This window comes from Rahnella sp. PD4 (assembly GCF_049199325.1).
In the GTDB taxonomy this organism is placed as follows: Bacteria; Pseudomonadota; Gammaproteobacteria; order Enterobacterales; family Enterobacteriaceae; genus Rahnella; species Rahnella perminowiae.
Window position 1 is genome coordinate 1 of the sequence record NZ_JBLZQF010000010.1, and the last position, 19,764, is coordinate 19,764.

The 19,764-nt window shown below is 42.4% G+C and carries 13 protein-coding genes and 4 pseudogenes; 3 read left to right on the top strand and 14 right to left on the bottom strand.

What is annotated here, in order from left to right; translation table 11 throughout:
• Window positions 1-118: 118 nt before the first annotated feature.
• A pseudogene (locus ACOZIO_RS20315) lies at window positions 119-730 on the top strand (IS3 family transposase); the annotation flags it as partial.
• A 231-nt stretch (window positions 731-961) separates the two neighbouring features.
• Here ACOZIO_RS20315 and ACOZIO_RS20320 read toward each other — a convergent pair.
• From ACOZIO_RS20320 to ACOZIO_RS20345, 6 genes are all read right to left on the bottom strand, one after another.
• Window positions 962-2,281, bottom strand: a complete 1,320-nt coding sequence (locus tag ACOZIO_RS20320) for a hypothetical protein (protein WP_421595637.1) — start codon at window positions 2,279-2,281, stop codon at window positions 962-964.
• A gap of 299 nt (window positions 2,282-2,580) precedes the next feature.
• Window positions 2,581-3,132 carry a YfbU family protein gene (locus ACOZIO_RS20325; protein WP_421595638.1) on the bottom strand — a complete coding sequence of 184 codons (552 nt, stop codon included), beginning with the start codon at window positions 3,130-3,132 and terminating at the stop codon, window positions 2,581-2,583.
• A 9-nt stretch (window positions 3,133-3,141) separates the two neighbouring features.
• Complete coding sequence (locus ACOZIO_RS20330) at window positions 3,142-3,714, bottom strand: hypothetical protein (protein WP_421595639.1); 573 nt, start codon at window positions 3,712-3,714, stop codon at window positions 3,142-3,144.
• A 145-nt stretch (window positions 3,715-3,859) separates the two neighbouring features.
• On the bottom strand, window positions 3,860-4,957 hold the full coding sequence (locus ACOZIO_RS20335; protein ID WP_421595640.1) for a topoisomerase: 1,098 nt from the start codon (window positions 4,955-4,957) through the stop codon (window positions 3,860-3,862).
• Window positions 4,958-5,768: 811 nt separating this feature from the next.
• Complete coding sequence (locus ACOZIO_RS20340) at window positions 5,769-7,682, bottom strand: UvrD-helicase domain-containing protein (RefSeq protein ID WP_421595641.1); 1,914 nt, start codon at window positions 7,680-7,682, stop codon at window positions 5,769-5,771.
• Window positions 7,664-9,898, bottom strand: a complete 2,235-nt coding sequence (locus ACOZIO_RS20345; protein WP_421595642.1) for an AAA family ATPase — start codon at window positions 9,896-9,898, stop codon at window positions 7,664-7,666. Before ACOZIO_RS20345 ends, ACOZIO_RS20340 begins: the two co-directional genes overlap by 19 nt.
• A 462-nt stretch (window positions 9,899-10,360) precedes the next feature.
• Between ACOZIO_RS20345 and ACOZIO_RS20350 the strand changes: the two are divergent.
• A pseudogene (locus ACOZIO_RS20350) lies at window positions 10,361-10,506 on the top strand (integrase core domain-containing protein); the annotation flags it as partial.
• A 63-nt stretch (window positions 10,507-10,569) separates the two neighbouring features.
• On the opposite strand, the gene ACOZIO_RS20355 reads toward ACOZIO_RS20350, so the two are convergent.
• Window positions 10,570-12,042 (bottom strand): ATP-binding protein, encoded by a 1,473-nt coding sequence (locus ACOZIO_RS20355; RefSeq protein WP_421595643.1) that lies wholly within the window; start codon window positions 12,040-12,042, stop codon window positions 10,570-10,572.
• Between the two features lie 580 nt (window positions 12,043-12,622).
• Here ACOZIO_RS20355 and ACOZIO_RS20360 point away from each other — a divergent pair.
• Window positions 12,623-13,427: pseudogene (locus ACOZIO_RS20360) on the top strand (tyrosine-type recombinase/integrase); the annotation flags it as partial.
• A 150-nt stretch (window positions 13,428-13,577) separates the two neighbouring features.
• Here ACOZIO_RS20360 and ACOZIO_RS20365 read toward each other — a convergent pair.
• From ACOZIO_RS20365 to ACOZIO_RS20395, 7 genes and pseudogenes are all read right to left on the bottom strand, one after another.
• Entirely contained in the window at window positions 13,578-14,528 is a 951-nt protein-coding gene (locus tag ACOZIO_RS20365) for a 2-hydroxyacid dehydrogenase (protein ID WP_129990868.1), read from the bottom strand.
• A 9-nt stretch (window positions 14,529-14,537) separates the two neighbouring features.
• Window positions 14,538-15,854, bottom strand: coding sequence for an MFS transporter (locus ACOZIO_RS20370; protein WP_217137953.1), 1,317 nt, complete (start codon window positions 15,852-15,854; stop codon window positions 14,538-14,540).
• A 162-nt stretch (window positions 15,855-16,016) separates the two neighbouring features.
• A complete protein-coding gene (gene dgoD / locus ACOZIO_RS20375) occupies window positions 16,017-17,165 on the bottom strand; it encodes a galactonate dehydratase (RefSeq protein WP_015690092.1) in 1,149 nt (382 codons plus the stop codon).
• A complete protein-coding gene (locus ACOZIO_RS20380) occupies window positions 17,162-17,779 on the bottom strand; it encodes a 2-dehydro-3-deoxy-6-phosphogalactonate aldolase (protein ID WP_129990870.1) in 618 nt (205 codons plus the stop codon). The genes dgoD and ACOZIO_RS20380 overlap by 4 nt, the downstream gene beginning before the upstream one ends.
• Window positions 17,763-18,659, bottom strand: a complete 897-nt coding sequence (locus tag ACOZIO_RS20385; protein ID WP_129990871.1) for a 2-dehydro-3-deoxygalactonokinase — start codon at window positions 18,657-18,659, stop codon at window positions 17,763-17,765. Before ACOZIO_RS20385 ends, ACOZIO_RS20380 begins: the two co-directional genes overlap by 17 nt.
• Window positions 18,656-19,354 (bottom strand): D-galactonate utilization transcriptional regulator DgoR, encoded by a 699-nt coding sequence (dgoR, locus tag ACOZIO_RS20390; protein ID WP_013575998.1) that lies wholly within the window; start codon window positions 19,352-19,354, stop codon window positions 18,656-18,658. Before dgoR ends, ACOZIO_RS20385 begins: the two co-directional genes overlap by 4 nt.
• Before the next feature lie 251 nt (window positions 19,355-19,605).
• Window positions 19,606-19,764: pseudogene (locus ACOZIO_RS20395) on the bottom strand (IS3 family transposase); the annotation flags it as partial.

The window sequence follows — 19,764 nt, forward strand, 5'->3', positions numbered from 1 at the left end:
CCCTGCGGGAATCACATAGGAATGAAGACGACGTCTGGCAACATGTTGTAGCATCTAAAAAATGACTACGAAGACGACAAAGACCCCATCTGATCCAGATATTGACTGATTAGACGACAAACGTGTCCACCGGATTTACTGTCTTCTCAAACTGAATTTTCGTCGTAAGGGTAAACAACGCCCGCCGGTGCGCAATCCGGCTCCGCTGGCAACGTCGGAAACACTCAACCAGAGTTGGTCGATTGATTTTATGCACGACGCGCTGACATGTGGCCGACGTTTTCGGACTTTCAATGTCGTTGATGATTTTAACCGTGAGGCTTTGGCGATAGAAATTGACCTGAATATCCCGGCGCAGCGTGTCGTCCGGGTGCTGGAGAGGATAGCGGCAAACCGTGGATATCCGCTTAAGATGCGGATGGATAACGGACCGGAACTTATATCACTGGCTCTGGCGCAATGGGCCGAAGAGCATTGCGTGATGCTGGAATTTATCAAGCCGGGTAAGCCAACACAGAATGCGTTTATAGAAAGGTTTAACCGAACGTACCGGACCGAAATACTGGATTTTTATCTGTTCAGAACACTGAATGAAGCACGGGAAATAACGGAGCGCTGGCTGAATGAATATAACAGTGAGCGGCCCCATGAATCCCTGAATAACCTGACGCCGGAAGAATACCGGCTGATGGCTGAGAAACCGGAAATCTCAAAAAGTGTGTGGAACTAAAGCTGGGTTACTTACATTTGCCCGTAAGCCATTCAAGGGGTCCATAGCATCCAACGTATGTCTGCATGGTACTGGCGTTTTGAACATCAGAGAATGCCGTATTCTTCTGGTTTAGGGTTCAGAGCCATAACCTAATCTGACTGGCAACTTTGTGTCAGAAGCTGCCGTTTGAATTAGTCCACAAAATAAGCGATACTTCGTACCGAAAACTTGATAGTTTGATGTGTGAAATTATTCGGCGGCGGATTCCATGTCAGACAGTAAGAAATCTTTCACATCCCAAAATAGTTTGGAGAATCGCGAAAATCTGGATGAATCCAGTTCAGGAACGATATCTCTAGCGAACTCCAACTTGCCTCCTGAAATTTCTCTTGTTTCTGGAATGTCACTCTTTCTTGTATCAATCACCAAGCCAGGCCCATTTTTTATCCTGATCTCTAAGTCAGGATATCTTAATTTAAGACCATGTCCCTGTTCGTTTTTTTTGTTTAGCACATCATCATCAAAAAGGAATTCTATGGAGTAGTTTTGCATCTCCACATATTTTTCTCGATCTTTAGAAGCGGGTATCAACATCGCCCCTGCGCGACCGCTCTCAGAAAATTTTCCTGGCTTAGCGTACTTTCCTTCACCTCTATTTCTAAAATATTTTGGGAGTTTTTTGTAAGCATCAACTCCTTCTCGATCATTATCAAATAGAGCCAGTGCTGGATAGGCATTATCCTTTCTTACAGTAGATATGAAGCTGGAAAGCGTTTGTGCTCCCCCGGAACCACCCTTAGCCCCTCCAGTTATATCGCATTCTTTTATCAAGAATGGCATTTCATGATCTGGAAAAAGTTTGTTATAAGCAGTGTTTAAGATCATGCGATCTGTTTTCCCCTCCACATATAGCACTGGCTTTGTAACTTCGCTCAATCCACGCCTTAATGCAATAAGCTCTTTGTGAGAGTTGCTTAAAAGCTCATCCTCAGGTGACCATTCTGTCTTTAGAGCTTCCTCAGTTAAAAAGTGCTGACTCCTAATCATTGGATCATATTCTTCCCGTATGTTGTATCTGCTATTTATCCGACTTTGTAGTTCACTCCATCTGTGCTTTCTGATCAACATAAATATATGGCTTGGTATATGAAAAAGATCCCATGTTAACAACTTCATTATATCAGCCATGTCTGCAGGGCGTTTATATTCAAAAACTATATCAAGCATTTCTGTGATTAGAATTCTACCCGAATCGTTAACCCACAAATCTGTTCCGTAGCCGTACTCGTGCAAGTCCGAAGCTTCAAAACTCTTGAATATCATGCTCAGCAGAGAGCCTGGAATATGGATATCTGTAATGTCTTTAAGCATCCTCAGCACGAACAATGTCTCTAGGACCCTCTCATGCTTTACTAATATAGATGGCAATAGGTCATTTAGGCGATCTAGTAGCTCAAAGGTTACGCTGTCTCCCAAGTAGTATTGTTCTTGCCGTTTCTCAACAGGAGAAAAAGGATAACCAAATCCATCAATTGGATGATTAATGTCGAAATCTTTTTTTTCAATCATAAATTATTCTCATAATATTTAGAGTGCTTTTAATTCTTTTGGTCTTGCGCATAGAGAACTCGTTAGTCTAAGTTTTCTTTAATTTTGTTTATCTTAAAGGATAAAGTGGATTGCATTATATGTGATACCTATTTTCAAGGAACGTCGTTGCTTGAATGTTCGCTTTTGTTTATTACTGCCAGCCACGGATGCCTGCCGCTAGTCGATTACGTCCTGGTAAAAAGCGTAATCGACCGAATGCAGAAGCGAGCCAGTTCGGCTCCGGTGGATACTAAACCTCCCAATTGGTGCCGCAATTCTTAAGCTCGATTTTCAGGGTGAACCCTTTCATTCAAAACACTCTCAAGCTCATCAATGCCTAGGAGATTCCAATTTTCCTCCCTGACCTCTTTGAATTTCTCGAGCATTCTGCGATGCATTTCTAATGTTGGCATATGTGCGTTGAGGTCTCGCCCATTAAAATATTGGAATCGGTCAAGCTGATCAATCAGTATTGAGCTGATGCTGATGTATTCAGCTTCATTGTTTCCATCGAAACCCGGAAATTTTGGTGCTGTTGTAAAAGGATGTGTTTTGGATATTAAGGAGTTTTTTTCCTGCTCGTTTAACTCATTGTACGACATTTCGATAAAACTCCACATTTCTAGAATATCAAGCACCTCCCTTAGTTCGGGTGGCTCTTCGACCGATTCAAAAGGAATGCCCGGGTATTTCCATGCCAAGCTCCATTCGTTCTCGGTATAAATGGCTGTGCGTAAGAAATCCGGATCGACCTCACCCATAACGTCTAGCTTGTCGTATAACTCGCATAGCATCAGCGTTATCAATCGTTCGCCATTAGTTAGTTTCATTGGACTCCCTCATACATTTTCCCGTCGTTCATCCGATATTTGCTTTATCTTTGGCAAAAACAAATTTATACCTGTGAAAGCCTGTCGTCCCGCTAGCGTTACATCTTCTAACGACTGGGCGGCCGCAATAATTCCTGCCCTTTGTAAAAGCTCAACGGAAAGCTCGATTGCAGGGTTGTCATTGTCTGCAAAGAGATAGCTACTTTCATTTAATGTAGTGCAGTAGGTTACAAGTTGTGCGGATATATTTCTTACATCAAGGCCACGAAGATTACGTTGCATACACGATGGGCCTATTGCAGAAACCGTCTGAAGCATCGCACGTGTGGACTGGAGAAGTTGATGTGATTCTGCCACGTAACGGTGGTTAACCATTCGATCACGCACGAGTTCAGCTTGAGAGGCCGACTTGGCTGAAGATCGTGCTTCGACGGCTGCCCAGATGGCGCTACCTATTGAAGCTAACGCAGATATTAGCCCTAACCACCATACAAATGTATCCACAATGCCTCCTGCATTGAGCTTCTTTAGCCGCTGCATATAGCGCAACTTATATTTATACATCAAATCGCTAAAGTTCAAATACTATTCTGTACATTTCCTACCCGGAGTGCTCAGACACCGTCCGCGGACAATCTAAGTTTTTGTACTACAATACCTTGTTAGGAATTTGACTGTCAGCTTTTGGCCGGAAGCAATCTGTGGGCACTCTGGACTCCTCCTGGAATTACTTCGGTGGCTTGAACGCAAGAAAATCCTCCAAAGCATGAAACTCAAGTTGCTTAGGCCGCTTGGCTGGCGTTAAATAGTCCTCAATATCGGAGAAGATCTTACTGTAGTCTTGGAGATCCTTGTCCGTGTAGACGATCACGGGAATTCCGCGCTTGCGGAAATACGCCTTCAATTTCGACATTTCTCTCTCGAAGTTGGCTTGTGCCTCCTCGTTGATGGCTTTTTGGGTTTTTCCCTTGATGCCACAAAGGAGGCCATGCGTAGACCAAGGAGAAAGCTCGAAACCTACTTTGGAAAGCGTGTACGGATCGATGACAGTGAAATCAAGTCGATGCTCGTGCTTGACATCTTTCCCGCCGTACCGCAGCTCGGGGATGAGTAGTGGCACATCTTCCGGTACCGCACTTTCTCGAACGAACTTGCAGTAGAGCTTGGCGATGGCAAGCTCGTGAGTTGAACCGGAGTTCCGAACAAGTGTGTTGTGAAAGAACGAAAGATACTGCTCGGCGTTGTTGAACGTAATACGCTCGTTCTCATCAGGTACGACGAATCCGGTCTCTAAGATGTGGCCGATTGTCCAATACTTCGGCTTGAAGTGCCTAATCTCGCTCTTGTCGTTTTCCCATCCCCCTTTATTGAACCTCGGTGTCACGAAAAGTCCATAGTCAGCATTCCGTTGGCCGATCCAGATCTCCGCTTCTTCAACTCCTGGCCGCTTCTTGGACAGAGCGTCATACTTCCTGAGATAGGTACGTATCAGGAAGAGCTTGAGCCACTTGAGCACCTTCTTGTGCTTCCGGACATGCGCATATGCATCGTAGTAGCGATTGCCCGACTGTGCGGAGATACCCAGTCCTTCCAGAGTTCGCAGAAAACCCTGAAGGTACAAAGCCACGAACTGCTCCGGTGTATCGATCACCTCGTTCCTGATGTCGATGTACTCCGCATACTTTCCCCCGTAGGTCGCATTAAGAGAAAGTTCGCTCTGATAACCCGTCAAATTAAGCACTTCACCAAGAAGCGCATTTATCTCATCAGTCAACTTGGCGATCTGCCGATTGCGCAGTGTCTTTGCAGGATCTCTTTTTGTCATCTTCTTTACCGTCTCCACATATCCCATCTAACTCACATATTGTAACCTAGGGCTATCCGCCGCAAGACCATGATAGAATGCGATTCCTGAACCATCCAATCTGAGCGGCAGCTCTCGCCATTAGCAGACATCACGAACGTTACGGAACTTTAGGTCAGATATCTAAAAATGCATGATCCGTTAGGGCGGGATACTTACACTGCCAGAGCCGCAACTATTTGAAGATGACGTTATCATTGATGCCTTTTTCACGGGCTATCTGAGCAACGCAGGCTTCTGGGGCGGAAAGCAAGTTCAACCATGCGGAGTTTGAAGTCATTCGAATAATTCTTACGGGGTCTTTTCGCCAGGATTGGAACTACAGACTTAGATGTCCATCTGTACAAGTGGGCATCTAATTTACCAGCACTGGCTTAATGGCTGCATACAGCGCTAGCTTTACGGTTACCAAGCCTGAACAGCGGACTTGTAAAGCCAGAATGCCAGCGTGCTACGCCTGAAGAATCTGTCCAGTTTCTCTTTGTCACGGCGTAACGCCACAGGATGAGGAATGTGGTGATCTGCTCCTGATTACGGCCAAAGTTCGATTTATTCAACAAGCTATTCGTTTTTGATCATGAAATCATATAGCTTCAGCAACTATAAAAGTGGATTAAATCAACATTATCCATCCGTATAACAAATGTTGATTAATGGGTCAGATAAATATAGTAACTTTATCATTCCCTTTAAATAACCGTATATATCACGTTGTTAAGTCAGGACAATGGTGTATAACCATTGTTCGAGCATTTATGAAAGTAAAAACCTGCTAACTTTCCAATTCATCAATGCAGATGACGCATTCAGTACCAAACCAGTTTTTAGCGGTTTTTAAAGCTTCGTCACTAGGCTTACTGTAATATACAACCAAGCTTTTCTTGGAACGCGTACAACATACATAAAATAGCTTTTTCGTTCTTTCGATAACAGGCTTAGCCCCCTTATTTTCAAAAAGGTAACCAAAGTTATACTTATTCCACCTTCCATTATCAAGTATAACAAGAACATTATCGAATTGTGCACCTTTAATTTTATGCTGAGTGGAAAATGGAGTATACCCTTCTAGGTAATAAAAAAGATTCTGAAATTCTTTGAACTCTATTTTCATTACTCTATCAAAAAGGTAGCCATTTTTCTTCTTGAAATCAAGCAGTCTGTCGTCAACCCTACAAATCCCAAGTGAATCGGCACAGGATATGACATCTGAAACTGGTAAATCAGACATTGATACAAGCTTATCGACTATGTCTTTAAGTTTCTTCTTGTCTGAAAAACTTCTAACCCTAAATTCTGTTTTCCTTAGAAATTCATTATACATCTCATTCTGATAGAGATCTATAATCTCTTGGATTTTAAAAATATGTTTTATTAGAACATCTCGCTGGCTATTTGACTTATTTTTTGAATTCAGATTTTCTTTTTTGTCATCAATAAGAGCATCTTTGGAAATATAAATACTTTTGAATTCATTAAAAGGGATTAATAATGCTTTTTCATAAAGAGCCATATTATTTAAAATAAATAAATGCATATCTATGGTGGGCGAGACTTCTTTTTTATGATCAGGATAAAATTCTACTAAATAATCTATTACCTCTCCAAATGAGAGATCGTCAAAAGAAAAATCTGGTTTCATACTTTTTATGAATTCCTTAATCCGATTCCTGTAGGAAATTATTTTATCACCATCATATATTTCCATTAGTCTAGAAAAACCAGCTTTGGGAGCAATTAAGTTGTGAGTCAGGTTTAGTTCTTTGTTCTGCTGCGTTTCGGTGAAGTCCCATCCTATGAATCTCTTGACCTCATCCACTTTATCTGAATCTGTTAAAGTGTATATAAACTTCATATCGCCTTGAATTACTTTTCCTTCAAACATATTTGGGGCATTATTGTCTGATGAAGCATTTTGAACTATACCGTCGGTCCTAAGTCTGTTGGCTAATTCATATATAAGTTTTGGATTTCTTCTATTTTGCATTTTTTTCACTTGATAAACCATTTTATACTCTACATATTTATCTAGATTATTCACACCATTATCATAAATAGATTGCATTGAATCACCAAAGAAACCAACTATATTATTTCTTTTACTCTTATGTAAATGTATTAGAAGAATATCAGTCACTAGCTCTGACGTATCTTGATATTCGTCAACCAAGATCAATTTATATCTATCCTTAGCTATATCGCAAATTTTTTTATAGGATTCAAACATTGCATTCGCAATAATCAATACTTCATCATGAGAAATTATCGCTTCTTTTATTAAAGTATATTCTTTATACTGTAGGGTTTTACCTCGTAATGTTTCTGGATCAAAGTCATCATCAGGAATATTTATTTTTGGTTGTGAATCTTTATTAAGTAATTTTATAAGTGTATCTATTAACTCCGATTTGAAATGACTTATTAAATCCCACAAAAATTCATGAATGGTGGCCACGTAAAGACGCTTGTTAGCGATCCTCCCTCGGATCTCATCTACAGCTGCATTTGTGTAAGTTATACATGCGATGCCTTTACAAGGAGTTTCAATAAGAGCTTGATTGATAACCTGAACTAATGAATATGTTTTTCCACTACCGGCCCCGCCACTCAATAAGAAACATTTATTTTCATCCATAAGTTTGAAAATTTGAACCACTTCGGGTTCAAGTCCTAGTCTTTTTTGATCCATTTTAACGCCTCCTCAATATAAGACGGTGTATTCCAATTATGAAATTCAACTGATATTTTTATTTGTTTTTTACTTGTGGGCTCTAAAATGAATTTTTCTTCAATAGTACTATTTAGTAAAACTTCCATAGCAAAAGATGGTTTACTACCTATCGCTTTTTCAGCAAAATCATAGGGTCCAATTTTACCATCTACAAAACTCTTCAAATGCTTTTGTACTAACGATGGTAACTTTTCACCGCCGGTGAACTCATGATTTTCATCATAAGATATATTTTTTATAAAAGATTTATTTATATGGAAGAATGAGTCTTCAAAACTCCTAGCATGATATTTTTCTCCCTCGGCGTTTTTCTCAAGTGTCTGGTAGGCACACAATAAATTACCTTCTACATTTTGAATCCAATTAGAATCTTTGTCTTTGCTTAAAGATTTGTCTTGAAACTTCATTTCAGAATAAAAATTAATTTCAGAGTTTTTATAGAAAAACTTAAGTGATGAGTTTGTAGTATGAGTTGATTCTTCAATGCAGCACTTTTGTAAAGTCTTTACCGGTTCCCCATCCTTATCGAGTTTGTCATTACCGTTCGAGTCGACAGACTGCACCAATTTTGATGAATCTATATCAGTAATGATTAATGTTTTAACGCCTATAAAATTAACAAATTTATCAAAAATATGTGAATAGGCACCAACCTCAATCATGGATATGTTTTGTGAGAGCAATGGGGTACCAGATGAAACATTACTTTCGATTTCCTGAATCAGGTCTTCATTGTCTATTTTCGACATCATTGCAGGAATAAGAATTCGCTCAGTATCACCTTCAATGAGAATTGCTTTGTCGGCGAAGAAAATCTCTGAACGATGAATAGTCAAATACTGTTTTAAGAAAGTGTAATGCTGCGAGTCTTCATAGTAGTCCTTCAATTCTTTTAAGTTTTTAGCAATTACTCCACCATCAGTTTTTTTAAGATATTTTATATCTTCAAAGTTACTTTCAGAAACAATGTATGAAGAATGAGTGGTCAGTATTGTTTGAATTTTTTGTGAAATGCCATCAGACCTAAAAATGCCTGAATTCAAAAGTAATTTGATATTTTTAATAAAAATCCTTTGAAGCTGAGGGTGTGTATGAGCTTCAGGTTCTTCGATAAAAAGAAGGTTTATATCTGCTGGTGACTCGTGAAGTTCTTTATTGAAATCATGTATTTTAAGCTTAATTTCAAAAATCATACTGATTAGATTAAGATAACCCAACCCATTATAATTTTCGGGCAAATCATGCTGACCACCACCCAAACCATACATAACTGTTGCATTTTCTTCTAATAAGTTGCGGTGTTGCAGAGATGAGACTATTTTTATAACTGAATCATTTTTAGTCAACCCTCCAAATCTACGCACATCATTTATGACGTCTTTAAATATCTCACCATACACTACATTTAGTTTTGAGTCAGTATCAGATAATGTTTCCTTAAAACTTTCCACAACTGATTCACTTGCTTCGTTAGATTCAAGTTTCTTATATAATTTGGCAGAGAGCTGAGATAAAGAGTTCTCAGTATCTTGGTTGGAAACATTTCGGCGCGCACTAATCCATTTGAAGTTAATCACCTTAGAAAGATCTATATTTTCTCGATCTAAATCTACAAATTTATCGTCAATTTCTTTATTTTTCTGCCAGTCAAAGTGTAAACTTCGCCGAGATGTAGAAAAATATTTTGCATGCGAATCATTTAAAAAATCAAAAAGATTTTTTTCTTTTTTTCCTTCTCCAAATCTCTTTTGCGAAATTTTCAAGAAATCTTCTCTTAACCTCAAAATTTCTTCTGGTGTTATATAGTATTCAAATGCAATTACAGCGATATTATTTTCTATTTCTAGATCCATGATGACTTTATCACCCAAGTTTTCAAGGTCATCATCTTCGCCATACTTTATAAAAATTTTGAGTGAGATACTTATATTTTTAGAGTTTTCAGTCCCATCGACAACTATGCTCTGAAGCTCATTTTTAGCATCTAAATTTATATCTTCAAAAGTAAATGGATTTTTTTTAAATGAAGCACCTATAAATTTTTCAAGACACAATAGCAAGGATGTTTTCCCAGTATTGTTTTTACCAATTACAACTGTAAGTTCATCTTCTAAATCTAAAGTAGTATCCCTTAATTGCCTGAAGTTTTTTATGTTTATTTTTATAACTCGCATAACCTTATCCTTTTATTAGCGACTAAGAAAAAATTCATAATCAATTGAATTCAGAAAAGTTATATTTTTATGATACTGAGGACTATTTCTTTGCATATTTTATTATGTGATCAAATCGATAAACCTCACAATCACGTGTATCATACGGAAATTACAATTATCATCAATTTACGATACTAAGTCAATTGGAAAAATTTCTATAAACATCTATAAAATATGAATATCATAATTTATTTTGTTAAAGAAGCATCTAATTTTTAATGGAAAAGATGAAGTTCATAATTTTTAATGTTGCACATATAACTTGAGTTTTTTACTTACGAATTAATTGATAAATCTATCTTTAAAACATTGAAGAGAAGATTATCTTTGCCATGAAGCAGGCCAAACTGGTACACCAGGCCTGTGACGAACGTCTGCCGTCACTTAGGTATATCTGATGCCAGCACCAATGATACTAGACTGAGATTTATAAAATCGGGCAAGCCGACACAGGATACGTATATCGAACGTTTTAACAGGAAGTACAGGACAAAAATGCTTAATTTTACCTGTTCAGAACACTGAATGGAGTATGCGAAATCACGACCATATACTTCAATTTATACTAGCACTGTTTCAGGGAGTAGAACATTGATAGTGCATGACCCTAATCAAATAATCGAGATCTGCTATTGTAAAATAGCCATGCACCGATTCAATAATTCCTCGTTATTAATTATTACAATATTCAATCTCTTTCTAGCACGAGTGATATTTTGAAAAAGCATCTTGAGTGGATAGTAATATGCACTACCACGATAAACCAAAATACCCTCTGCATCATATTTAAAATATTCATCTATCGTAACAGCAACGTTATCAAATTCCTGTCCGATTACTCGATGCGATGTTTTTTTGGACAGATCTGAATATTTTTCGTGATGTTCATTTTTATATTGTGATGGAGTGAACCGAAGAACCTCCCATTCTTTGTTATCTAGTAATTCAAGATAGCATCTTGCGTCATCGATGTTTTTGAAGTAGTTTATCTCTATATTACCAGTATTTGATAATTCCAAAGAACGTCTGTTATTAAATAGCATTTTTATAAAGTTAGCTATCTCTTTATTTGATCTTATTTTCTCTGATAATTTATATGTAGATATTTTGCTTATTTTATTTATCTTTCCATCTATGTCTCTTGCTTCTTCCCACTTCGCAAGAGTTTGCATTTTGTCATATGAGAATATGCAATCACCTTTATTAGTGGTTATTGATGATACTATCTTTTCTAATTGTTCAGGGTAAACTCTTTGAGCTTCATCAATGATTACAATATCATAATTAGATAGTTCATAGGAGGAAAAATTTTTTATTTGAATGATTTTCCAACCGCAACTCTTCAGCTCTTCTTGCCCTTCATTTAAATACCCACAGTGAATAATTAATGCTTTCTTTCCCTCTCGCATAAGAATTTTTACAATGTCATATACTAACAAGGTTTTTCCTGTTCCAGCCCCCCCTACAACTGCGATAAAGTTAGCAGCAACCGCAAAGAATAACGAGCGTAGGATCTTATTCTTTACATCTTCTTGCTGATGAGTCAAAAAATATTGATTTCTAAGAAATTTCTGAGTTGAATTGAAAGGTGATACTAAGTAGTCTGACGGATTAAATAAAGTGTCAATATGTTCTTTGAAATCTAATTTATAATTAATTAACAAATTAACTAAATTATTGAACTCCACTAATCTCAAGGAATCATCCGCATCAAGAATGTAAAGTTTATCGATGTCTGATATATATGATAAATTATAAATCCGCTCTCCAATGAAACTCAAATAATACTTATTTCTAATTAATTGTTTTCTAATCTTATCTTCTGAGCTTGTTCGCTTAAGTTCAATATTAATCACGCAATTTTTTGTAATCCGCAGCAGATCAAACTCCTTGCCTATTTGCGGTATTTTATAACCAACATAAAAACCACTGAAGATATATATATTATTTGTTATTGCGCGCAATGACTCTGATAATTTTTGCAACTCCTGTAGTTCTGCATGCTTAATTTCTATTCCATAGTGCTGCATGAAAAGATCAAAACCCTCACGATTTAATGATTCATGAGCCTGGACCAACGACAAAATATTTAAACTTTTCAATATATTCTTCCTTTTTTGTCTCACACAGGTTGACAGTCACTACTCTATTTGAATTTATTATCAATAAATTTCATTCGATGCAAATCTTATCGTCTTGGAGTTAGGTTCAACTATTTTAACAAAGTCAGTTCAGATTTGATTAAAAAACACACAGGTCACAGTTTACTAAAATTGATATGTAGATGTCCGCTCTGGCACTGAGCATGCAATAAGACCTCTTTGTATAGAGTCGTAGATGCTCACTCTAGATACGTTTGCTTTTCAATGAACATCACAGTAACGATCATCAAATGCTGCGGAACGCTCAAACCTGATTTATGTAACCTGCTACTAATGGTGGTCATTCTGGTGGTCTTGACAGGGAGAGCTTTGAGGTTTAGCTTACTTATTAGCCAATTACTGGCGAAGGCGATCCCAGTCAGAGGAGCCAAATTTAGAGAAGCCCGCTTAAGGAAACTTAAGCGGGCTTTTTGGTTTTTTGCGTTAGGCAACTGTCGTCCGGGAGAGATGTGGGGGCTGATTGAGGGGCATTTGCGGTGCGATAATGACGTGACCACCAAAGGTGTCTTGATGACAAAAAATCCGCAGTTTTAAACCTTCTGATAAACCCTTTACAATCTGCAATTGCCACGGTCTGTATCAGCTGATCAATCCAGGCGGTTCACGTCTCTGGTATCTCAAATATCGTATCAATAGAAAATAATCTTAGCTTGGGTGCCTATCCTGACGCTTCTCTGGCCGATGCCCGTCAACAGCGTGATGGTATCCGCAAGTTGCTGGTGCAGAATATCAATCCCGCGCAACAGCGAATTGCTAAAAGAGTTGCTCGCTCACAGGATAAATCCTTTCAGTCCGTGGCATTGAGCTGGCATAAAAGCAACCGCATATGGTCAGAGAACCACGCCTCCCGTCTGCTTGCCAGCCTACACAATCATATATTCCCTGTGATTGGACACATGCCGGTAGCTGAACTGAAACCTCGTCACTTTATCGCCCTGCTGAAAGGCATTGAGCAAAAAGGTCTGCTGGAAGTCGCAGCACGTACCCGGCAGCATATGTGCAACATAATGCGTCATGCCGTACATCAGGAGTTGATAGAGAACAATCCGGCGGCAAATCTGGAGGGTATCATCACCCCTCCCGTTAAACGCCACTACCCCGCCCTTCCGCTGGAGCGACTGCCGGAACTGTTGATTCGCATTAAGGACTACCAGCAAGGACGAGAGTTAACCCGCCTGGCCGTATCACTCACCCTTCACCTGTTCATCCGCTCCAGCGAACTGCGTTTCGCACGTTGGTCTGAGATCGATATCAGAAACAAAATCTGGACCATTCCAGCTACACGCGAAGCTATCCCTGGTGTCCGCTATTCGCGGGTTGGATCACTTGTGGTGAGTAAGCTGACATGGACTTCCTTCAGGCTAAAGCCTCACAGGGACAATCACCACCTCCCGGGAGGTGGCTTAACGCTGACAATAAATAAGCGCGACTTAACGCCACGCTTTGATTTAAATGCAGAATACGTTTTCACTCGGTTACTGCGGAATAGGCGTCACCAACGGCTCGCCAGCAAAATAGGCGTTGACATTTTCCAGCACCAGACGCGACATCTCTTTGCGCGTCGCCCAGGTAGCACTGGCCATATGCGGCGTGACCACCACATTTGCCCGGTGTAACAATGCGTGCGGGACGTGCGGTTCGTCGCTGAAAACATCAAGACCGGCTCCCCCGAGAACTCCCTCTTCGATGGCTTCAACTAGCGCTCGCTCATCGACGACCGATCCACGGGAAATATTGATCAGAATGCCTTCTGCGCCCAGAGCATTCAATACATCGCGATTAACGAGGCAGCGGGTTTCTGCACCACCGTTGGTACAGACCACCAGAAAATCACTCGCCCCGGCCAGCGATAGCAATGTCGCATGGAAGGTGTAATCCATGTCGGCAAGTGCTGCGCGATCCGTATAGGCGATCGACATATTAAATGCAGCCGCGCGTTTGGCGATAGCACGCCCAATACGCCCCATGCCAATAATGCCTAACCGCGCTCCTGAGACTTTGCGGGTCCAGGGATAACCTCCCTTCTGCCATGCCCCCTGTTCGATAAAGCGTTGTGCTCCAGGGATCTGGCGTGACGTTGCCAGTATCAACCCCATGGCCAGGTCGGCGACGTCATCCGTCAATACGCCGGGGGTATGGGTCACAGCGATCTCACGTTCTCTTGCTGCGGCAACATCAATACCGTCATAGCCAACACCAAAGTCGCTGATAAGTTCAAGGTTAGGTAGCCGTCCCATAAATTCGCGACTGACCACGGCTTCGCCGTTAGTAAGTACTACACGAAACTCGGCGGCCAGCCGGTCAAACTCCCCGGCGGCCATGTCGTTGTATTCATACACATCGTATAGCGCGTTCAGTTGTGCATTCAACTGATCTGGCAGCGATGCCTGCTTCAATATTTTCTGTTTAACCGCGATATTCTTCATAACAAGACCTTAGTGTTGCGATAATGACGAGGCTGACGATTTTGTCGCTATTACTTTAGCCGGACGGCCAACATAGATACCGACGATGCCGCCGATAACCAGTGCCGTAGCAATGATCAATAAGCCATAATGGAAACTGCCGGTGACATCCTTTATTTTCCCCAGCAATGGCGGCAATCCCAGACCGGCAAAGTTGGCAATGGCATTAATGAAAGCGATAGAAGCCGCCGCCGCAACACCCGCTAATTTTTCGGTCGTTACCGCCCAGAATATCGGGGTCAGCGCGAAGTTAAAGCCGACGGTCAATACCAGCATAATATAGGCAACAAAGAGGTTACTGGTATATATCGAGGCAGCCAGCAGTAAGCCGGAAATAATTAACGGCACCCCCAGATGCAGCGAGCGCTCTTTGGTAAGATCTGAATGGCGTCCATTCACGTACATAAAGATCGCGGCAAAGGCAAAAGGAATGGCCGACAAAACGCTAATAACAAAATTACTCTGTTCTGTAGCCACACTTTTAATAATGAGCGGCAGGAAGAGTGTAATACCAATTGAGCAAAATGCTTGCAGGAACCACACCAGACTCAACATCAATACCACTTTATTCCTGAGCGCACTGGCCCATGAATGATGTTTCCCTACTTCTACGTCACTATTCTCTTGTTGTAACCGGGTGTTCAGCCATTTTTTCTCGTCCGCACTCAACCAGGTGGCATGATTTGGCGTATCCGGCAGACGTAACAGTACCAGACAGCCGAGAATGATGGCCGGGATGCCTTCCATCGCAAACAGCCAGCGCCAGCCCGCGATATCGGCAATGCCGTGCATATTGAGAATACTGCCGGAAATCGGTAATCCAATCACTGACGCCAGCACCGATCCCATATAGAAGAACGACATGGCACGGGCGCGGTTGCTCTTGGGAAACCAGCAGGAGATATAGTAGATAATCCCCGGTGTAAACCCGGCTTCTGCCATACCCAGCAAAAAGCGCATCACATACAGTTGTGTCGGCGTATGGACCAGTGACATCCCGGCGCTGACAATCCCCCAGGTAATCATGATGCGCGCAATCCAGATGCGTGCACCAACCCGCGTCATAATGACGTTACTGGGTATTTCAAAAATAATGTAGGAGATATAGAACATACCGACACCCAGGCCATACATACTGGCAGACAAGCCTAAATCGGCATTCATTTGCAGTGCCGCAACGGATATATTGGTTTTATCCAGATTGGCAACAAAGTAGCAAATAATAATAAAAGGTATTATTTTTGCGTTTAATTTTTTTAGTGTTGTAGAGCACAGATCGATGTTCATTATTATCACCTTAATGAGTCTGTCCCTGGTGTCAGGGCATAAGATGGCCATCCCACCTAATGTGGATTAAAAAACAAATACGGATATATCGATATTATTATTAATTGCTTTATTGATATGGTTTTACTTGTTATCTCTGTTACTTAAAATATATATAACAGGTTACCATTCGGCGACAGCACCATCTTCATAACGCCAAATTGGGTTGCGCCAGTCAGGGGCATTCTTACTGCGCTCAATCACCAACTCCTCATTAATTTCAACGCCCAGTCCAGGTTTATTCAGCGGATAGAAATAACCATCCGTCATGGTAAAATCTTCTTTATTAATGACATAATCCAATAATTCGGCACCCTTATTATAATGGATACCCATACTCTGCTCCTGGAATACCGCATTACGCGCCACAAAATCCAGATGCAGGCAAGAAGCCAGTGCGATCGGCCCCAACGGACAATGCGGTGCCAGCGAAATATCGTAAGACTCTGCCATCGCCGCAATTTTAAAGCATTCCGTGATCCCACCCGCGTGCGACAAATCCGGCTGGATAATGGCTAAACCACCGTCGGCCAATACACGTTTGAACTCAAAGCGCGAGAACATGCGTTCACCGGCTGCAATGGGAATATGTGTCTGAGCAGCCAGACGAGGATAGTATTCTGCCTGTTCGGCCAGTACCGGTTCTTCGATAAATAGCGGACGGTAAGGTTCGAGCTCTTTGATCAGAATCTTCGCCATAGGTGCATTGACGCGGCCATGGAAGTCGAGTCCGAACTCAATGCTGTTACCGAATGCTTCACGTATTTGCGCCACGACGGCGACGGCATCGTCAACTTTACGTGAATTGTCTATCATGCCCATTTCTTCGCAGCCATTGAGTTTAAAGGTATCAAAACCAATGCCTTTCAACTTTTTAATGCCTTCAATCACATCTGCCGGGCGGTCGCCGCCAACCCAGCTGTAGGCTTTAATCTTATCGCGAACCAGACCACCGAGCAGTTGATAAACAGGAACGCCCAGGGCTTTGCCCTTAATGTCCCACAGTGCCTGATCGATACCGGAAATCGCGCTCATCAGAATCGGCCCACCGCGATAAAATCCACCGCGATACAGAGTCTGCCAAATGTCATTGATGCGCGCCGGATCCTGTCCGATCACATATTCAGACAGCTCATGCACAGCAGCCTCCACACTGCGGGCACGGCCTTCAACAACCGGTTCTCCCCAACCGACAATGCCTTCATCAGTTTCTATTTTCAGGAACATCCAGCGCGGCGGTAGCCGGTAGGTGGTTAGTTTGGTCACTTTCATCGGGTTGATTCCTTATAAGCTTTAACAAAGGCGTTAGCTTGTTGTGTCGTACGTTCAACAGACTGTCCGGCACGGTAGAGATCACTTCCCAACCCTGCACCGATGCAACCGGCATTAAGATAGAGATGTAAATTTTCAGGAGTGATCCCCCCCACGGCAAAGACCGGAATTTCTGGCGGTAGCACCGCTTTCAACGCTTTGATGTAATCCGGTCCAAATGCGTTGGAAGGAAAGATTTTCAGCGCCTGAGCGCCCGCATCCAGTGCATTGAAGGCTTCCGTCGCGGTCGCGCAACCAGAGCAAACGGTCATGCCATACCCCACAGCCCGACGAATCACTTCCGGCTGAATATTAGGGGTGACCACCAGACGGCTACCCATTGCATTCAGTTCATCAACTTGCGCAGATTGTAAAACCGTCCCGGCACCAATCAGCGCCCGATGCCCAAACTCTTTCACCGTTTCACTGATGCTGCGCTGCCAGTCAGGCGAGTTGAGTGGGATCTCCACTGCATCAAAACCTGCCTCCAGCAATACTGTCACATGCGCCTGAACGTCTTGTGGTGTGATACCGCGCAGAATGGCGATTAATGGAAGTTTAGTACTCCAACTCATTGATAATACTCCTTATACCTGTCTGGAAAGCGCGATCGCCTTCCAGCGTTTGCCAGGTCAGTCCGGCAAACTTCAATGCCTGCTGGTAACGTGCGGTCAGTTTGGGACTCCCAATTAAGGTGATGGGCTGATCGCCAGTGATGCCGTATTGCCGCTGCATTTGCGACACTTCATTGCCGATCAACAACCCCGATAGCCATTCACTGACGGCGCTTTTATCTAATTGCCCTAACACATGCGCCGCGCGGGCCTCAAAAAGACTGCGAATAATGTTGGTTTCTTTGAAACCACTCTCCAGCCCTTGCTGGAATACCGCCGGATTCGCCTGTTGCTCAGTCAGCCCGATACCAATCAGCGAATGGTGCATCAGCAAATGGTGGAGTTCGCCGGTCATGACGGTACGGAAATCAACAATCTCGCTACCGTCCATCTGTACCCATTTACTGTGCGTTCCCGGCATCAGATAAAGCGAAGCCGGACATTCTGTATAAGCACCGATTAACTGTGTTTCTTCACCGCGAATGACATTGCAATTACCCTCGCTGACCACACTCAGACCGGGAATAATCCACGCGTTGAACGGTGTGGCCTGCTCCACCCGCGTTAACTGTCTGGAGAAATCAGTCAGCCGCGTCGGGCAAGGCAGATACGGTACCGTCATCCATCCCGCATTGCTGCCAACCATTCCCGCCATCAGAACCGGTACCTGATGAGCTTGCCAGGGTAAAAGTGTGTCGCGGAAAACCTGTTCAGGAGTACGGCCATTGAGCCGGGTAACCCCCGCTTCTGACTCCAGGTGATCGGTACATTCACCGTTCAGGTAGAGCCAGGCGCGCAAGTTGGTCGAACCCCAGTCAATGGCGATATAACTTTCTCTCATGTAATATCCTTCAGCCTTTTGGTCGAGCTGGCGATCATTGTCAGTGCCGCCTGTTCTGCTGCATCTGCGTTCTGATGCCGTATCGCATCGTACAGATCCTGATGCTCCTTCAATGTGCGCGGCATGTTGGCTTCATCGGCCATATAGGTCCGTTCAAATACGGCACGCTGCAAGGAACTTATCGCCACACTGAGTTGTTGCAGCACCGGGTTATGCACCGACGCCAGTACCGCTTCGTGAAAACGGATATCAGCCTCATTGAATGCGTCACGATTTTGGTGATCGGCGATCATATCGTTAAGTGCCTTTTCAATAACCGCTAATTCGCTGGAGGTCGCCCTTTCCGCAGCCCAGCGGGCAATGACCGGTTCAACCAGATTACGCACCTCGCTCATCGCCGGGATCAGCCGCGGGTCATAATCATTCGCCAACGACCACTGCAAAACATCGGTATCCAGATAATTCCACTGGTTGCGTAAAGCCACAAAGGCACCGCGATAACGCTTTATCTCCACCAACCGCTTCGACATCAACGAGCGAAGCACTTCACGAATGATGTTCCGTGACGTCTGGAACTCTTCGCACAACTCGGTTTCCGCCGGCAATGCAGACCCTGGGGCATATTTGCCACTGACGATTTGCTGCCCTATCTCGAGAATAATGCGATCGGTTTTGCTCAACTCCTGGCTACTCATAGATGCTCCACAAAAGACTAAAAGGAAAAGTTGCCGGGTACTTTACCTGTATCGAGCCTATGCGTCGCAATATCACCGCACAATTCACAATTATTGTTCTTAACCTTGATGTAAATTGTAGTACAAAGTGTTAATCATGTACTGCAATACAGATCACAAAACGGTCGATGCCTTGCGATTTTGCTGAATAGGATGGGTTAGCACGAAGGACGTTTCTGATTGGAGGAAAATGAGTATGAGGTCTGTACTGGTCAACAAAAACTGGCCACGGCTTTAGAGTTTTTCCAGAACAATCTTTCTGATTCATTCGGCGTCAAACCACCATTATATTGATGGGGTCTGAGCTGGCTGTAATATCCTGTGATGTAATTCGTTATTGCCGTGCTGGCTTGGCTAAAATTCGCGTAGCC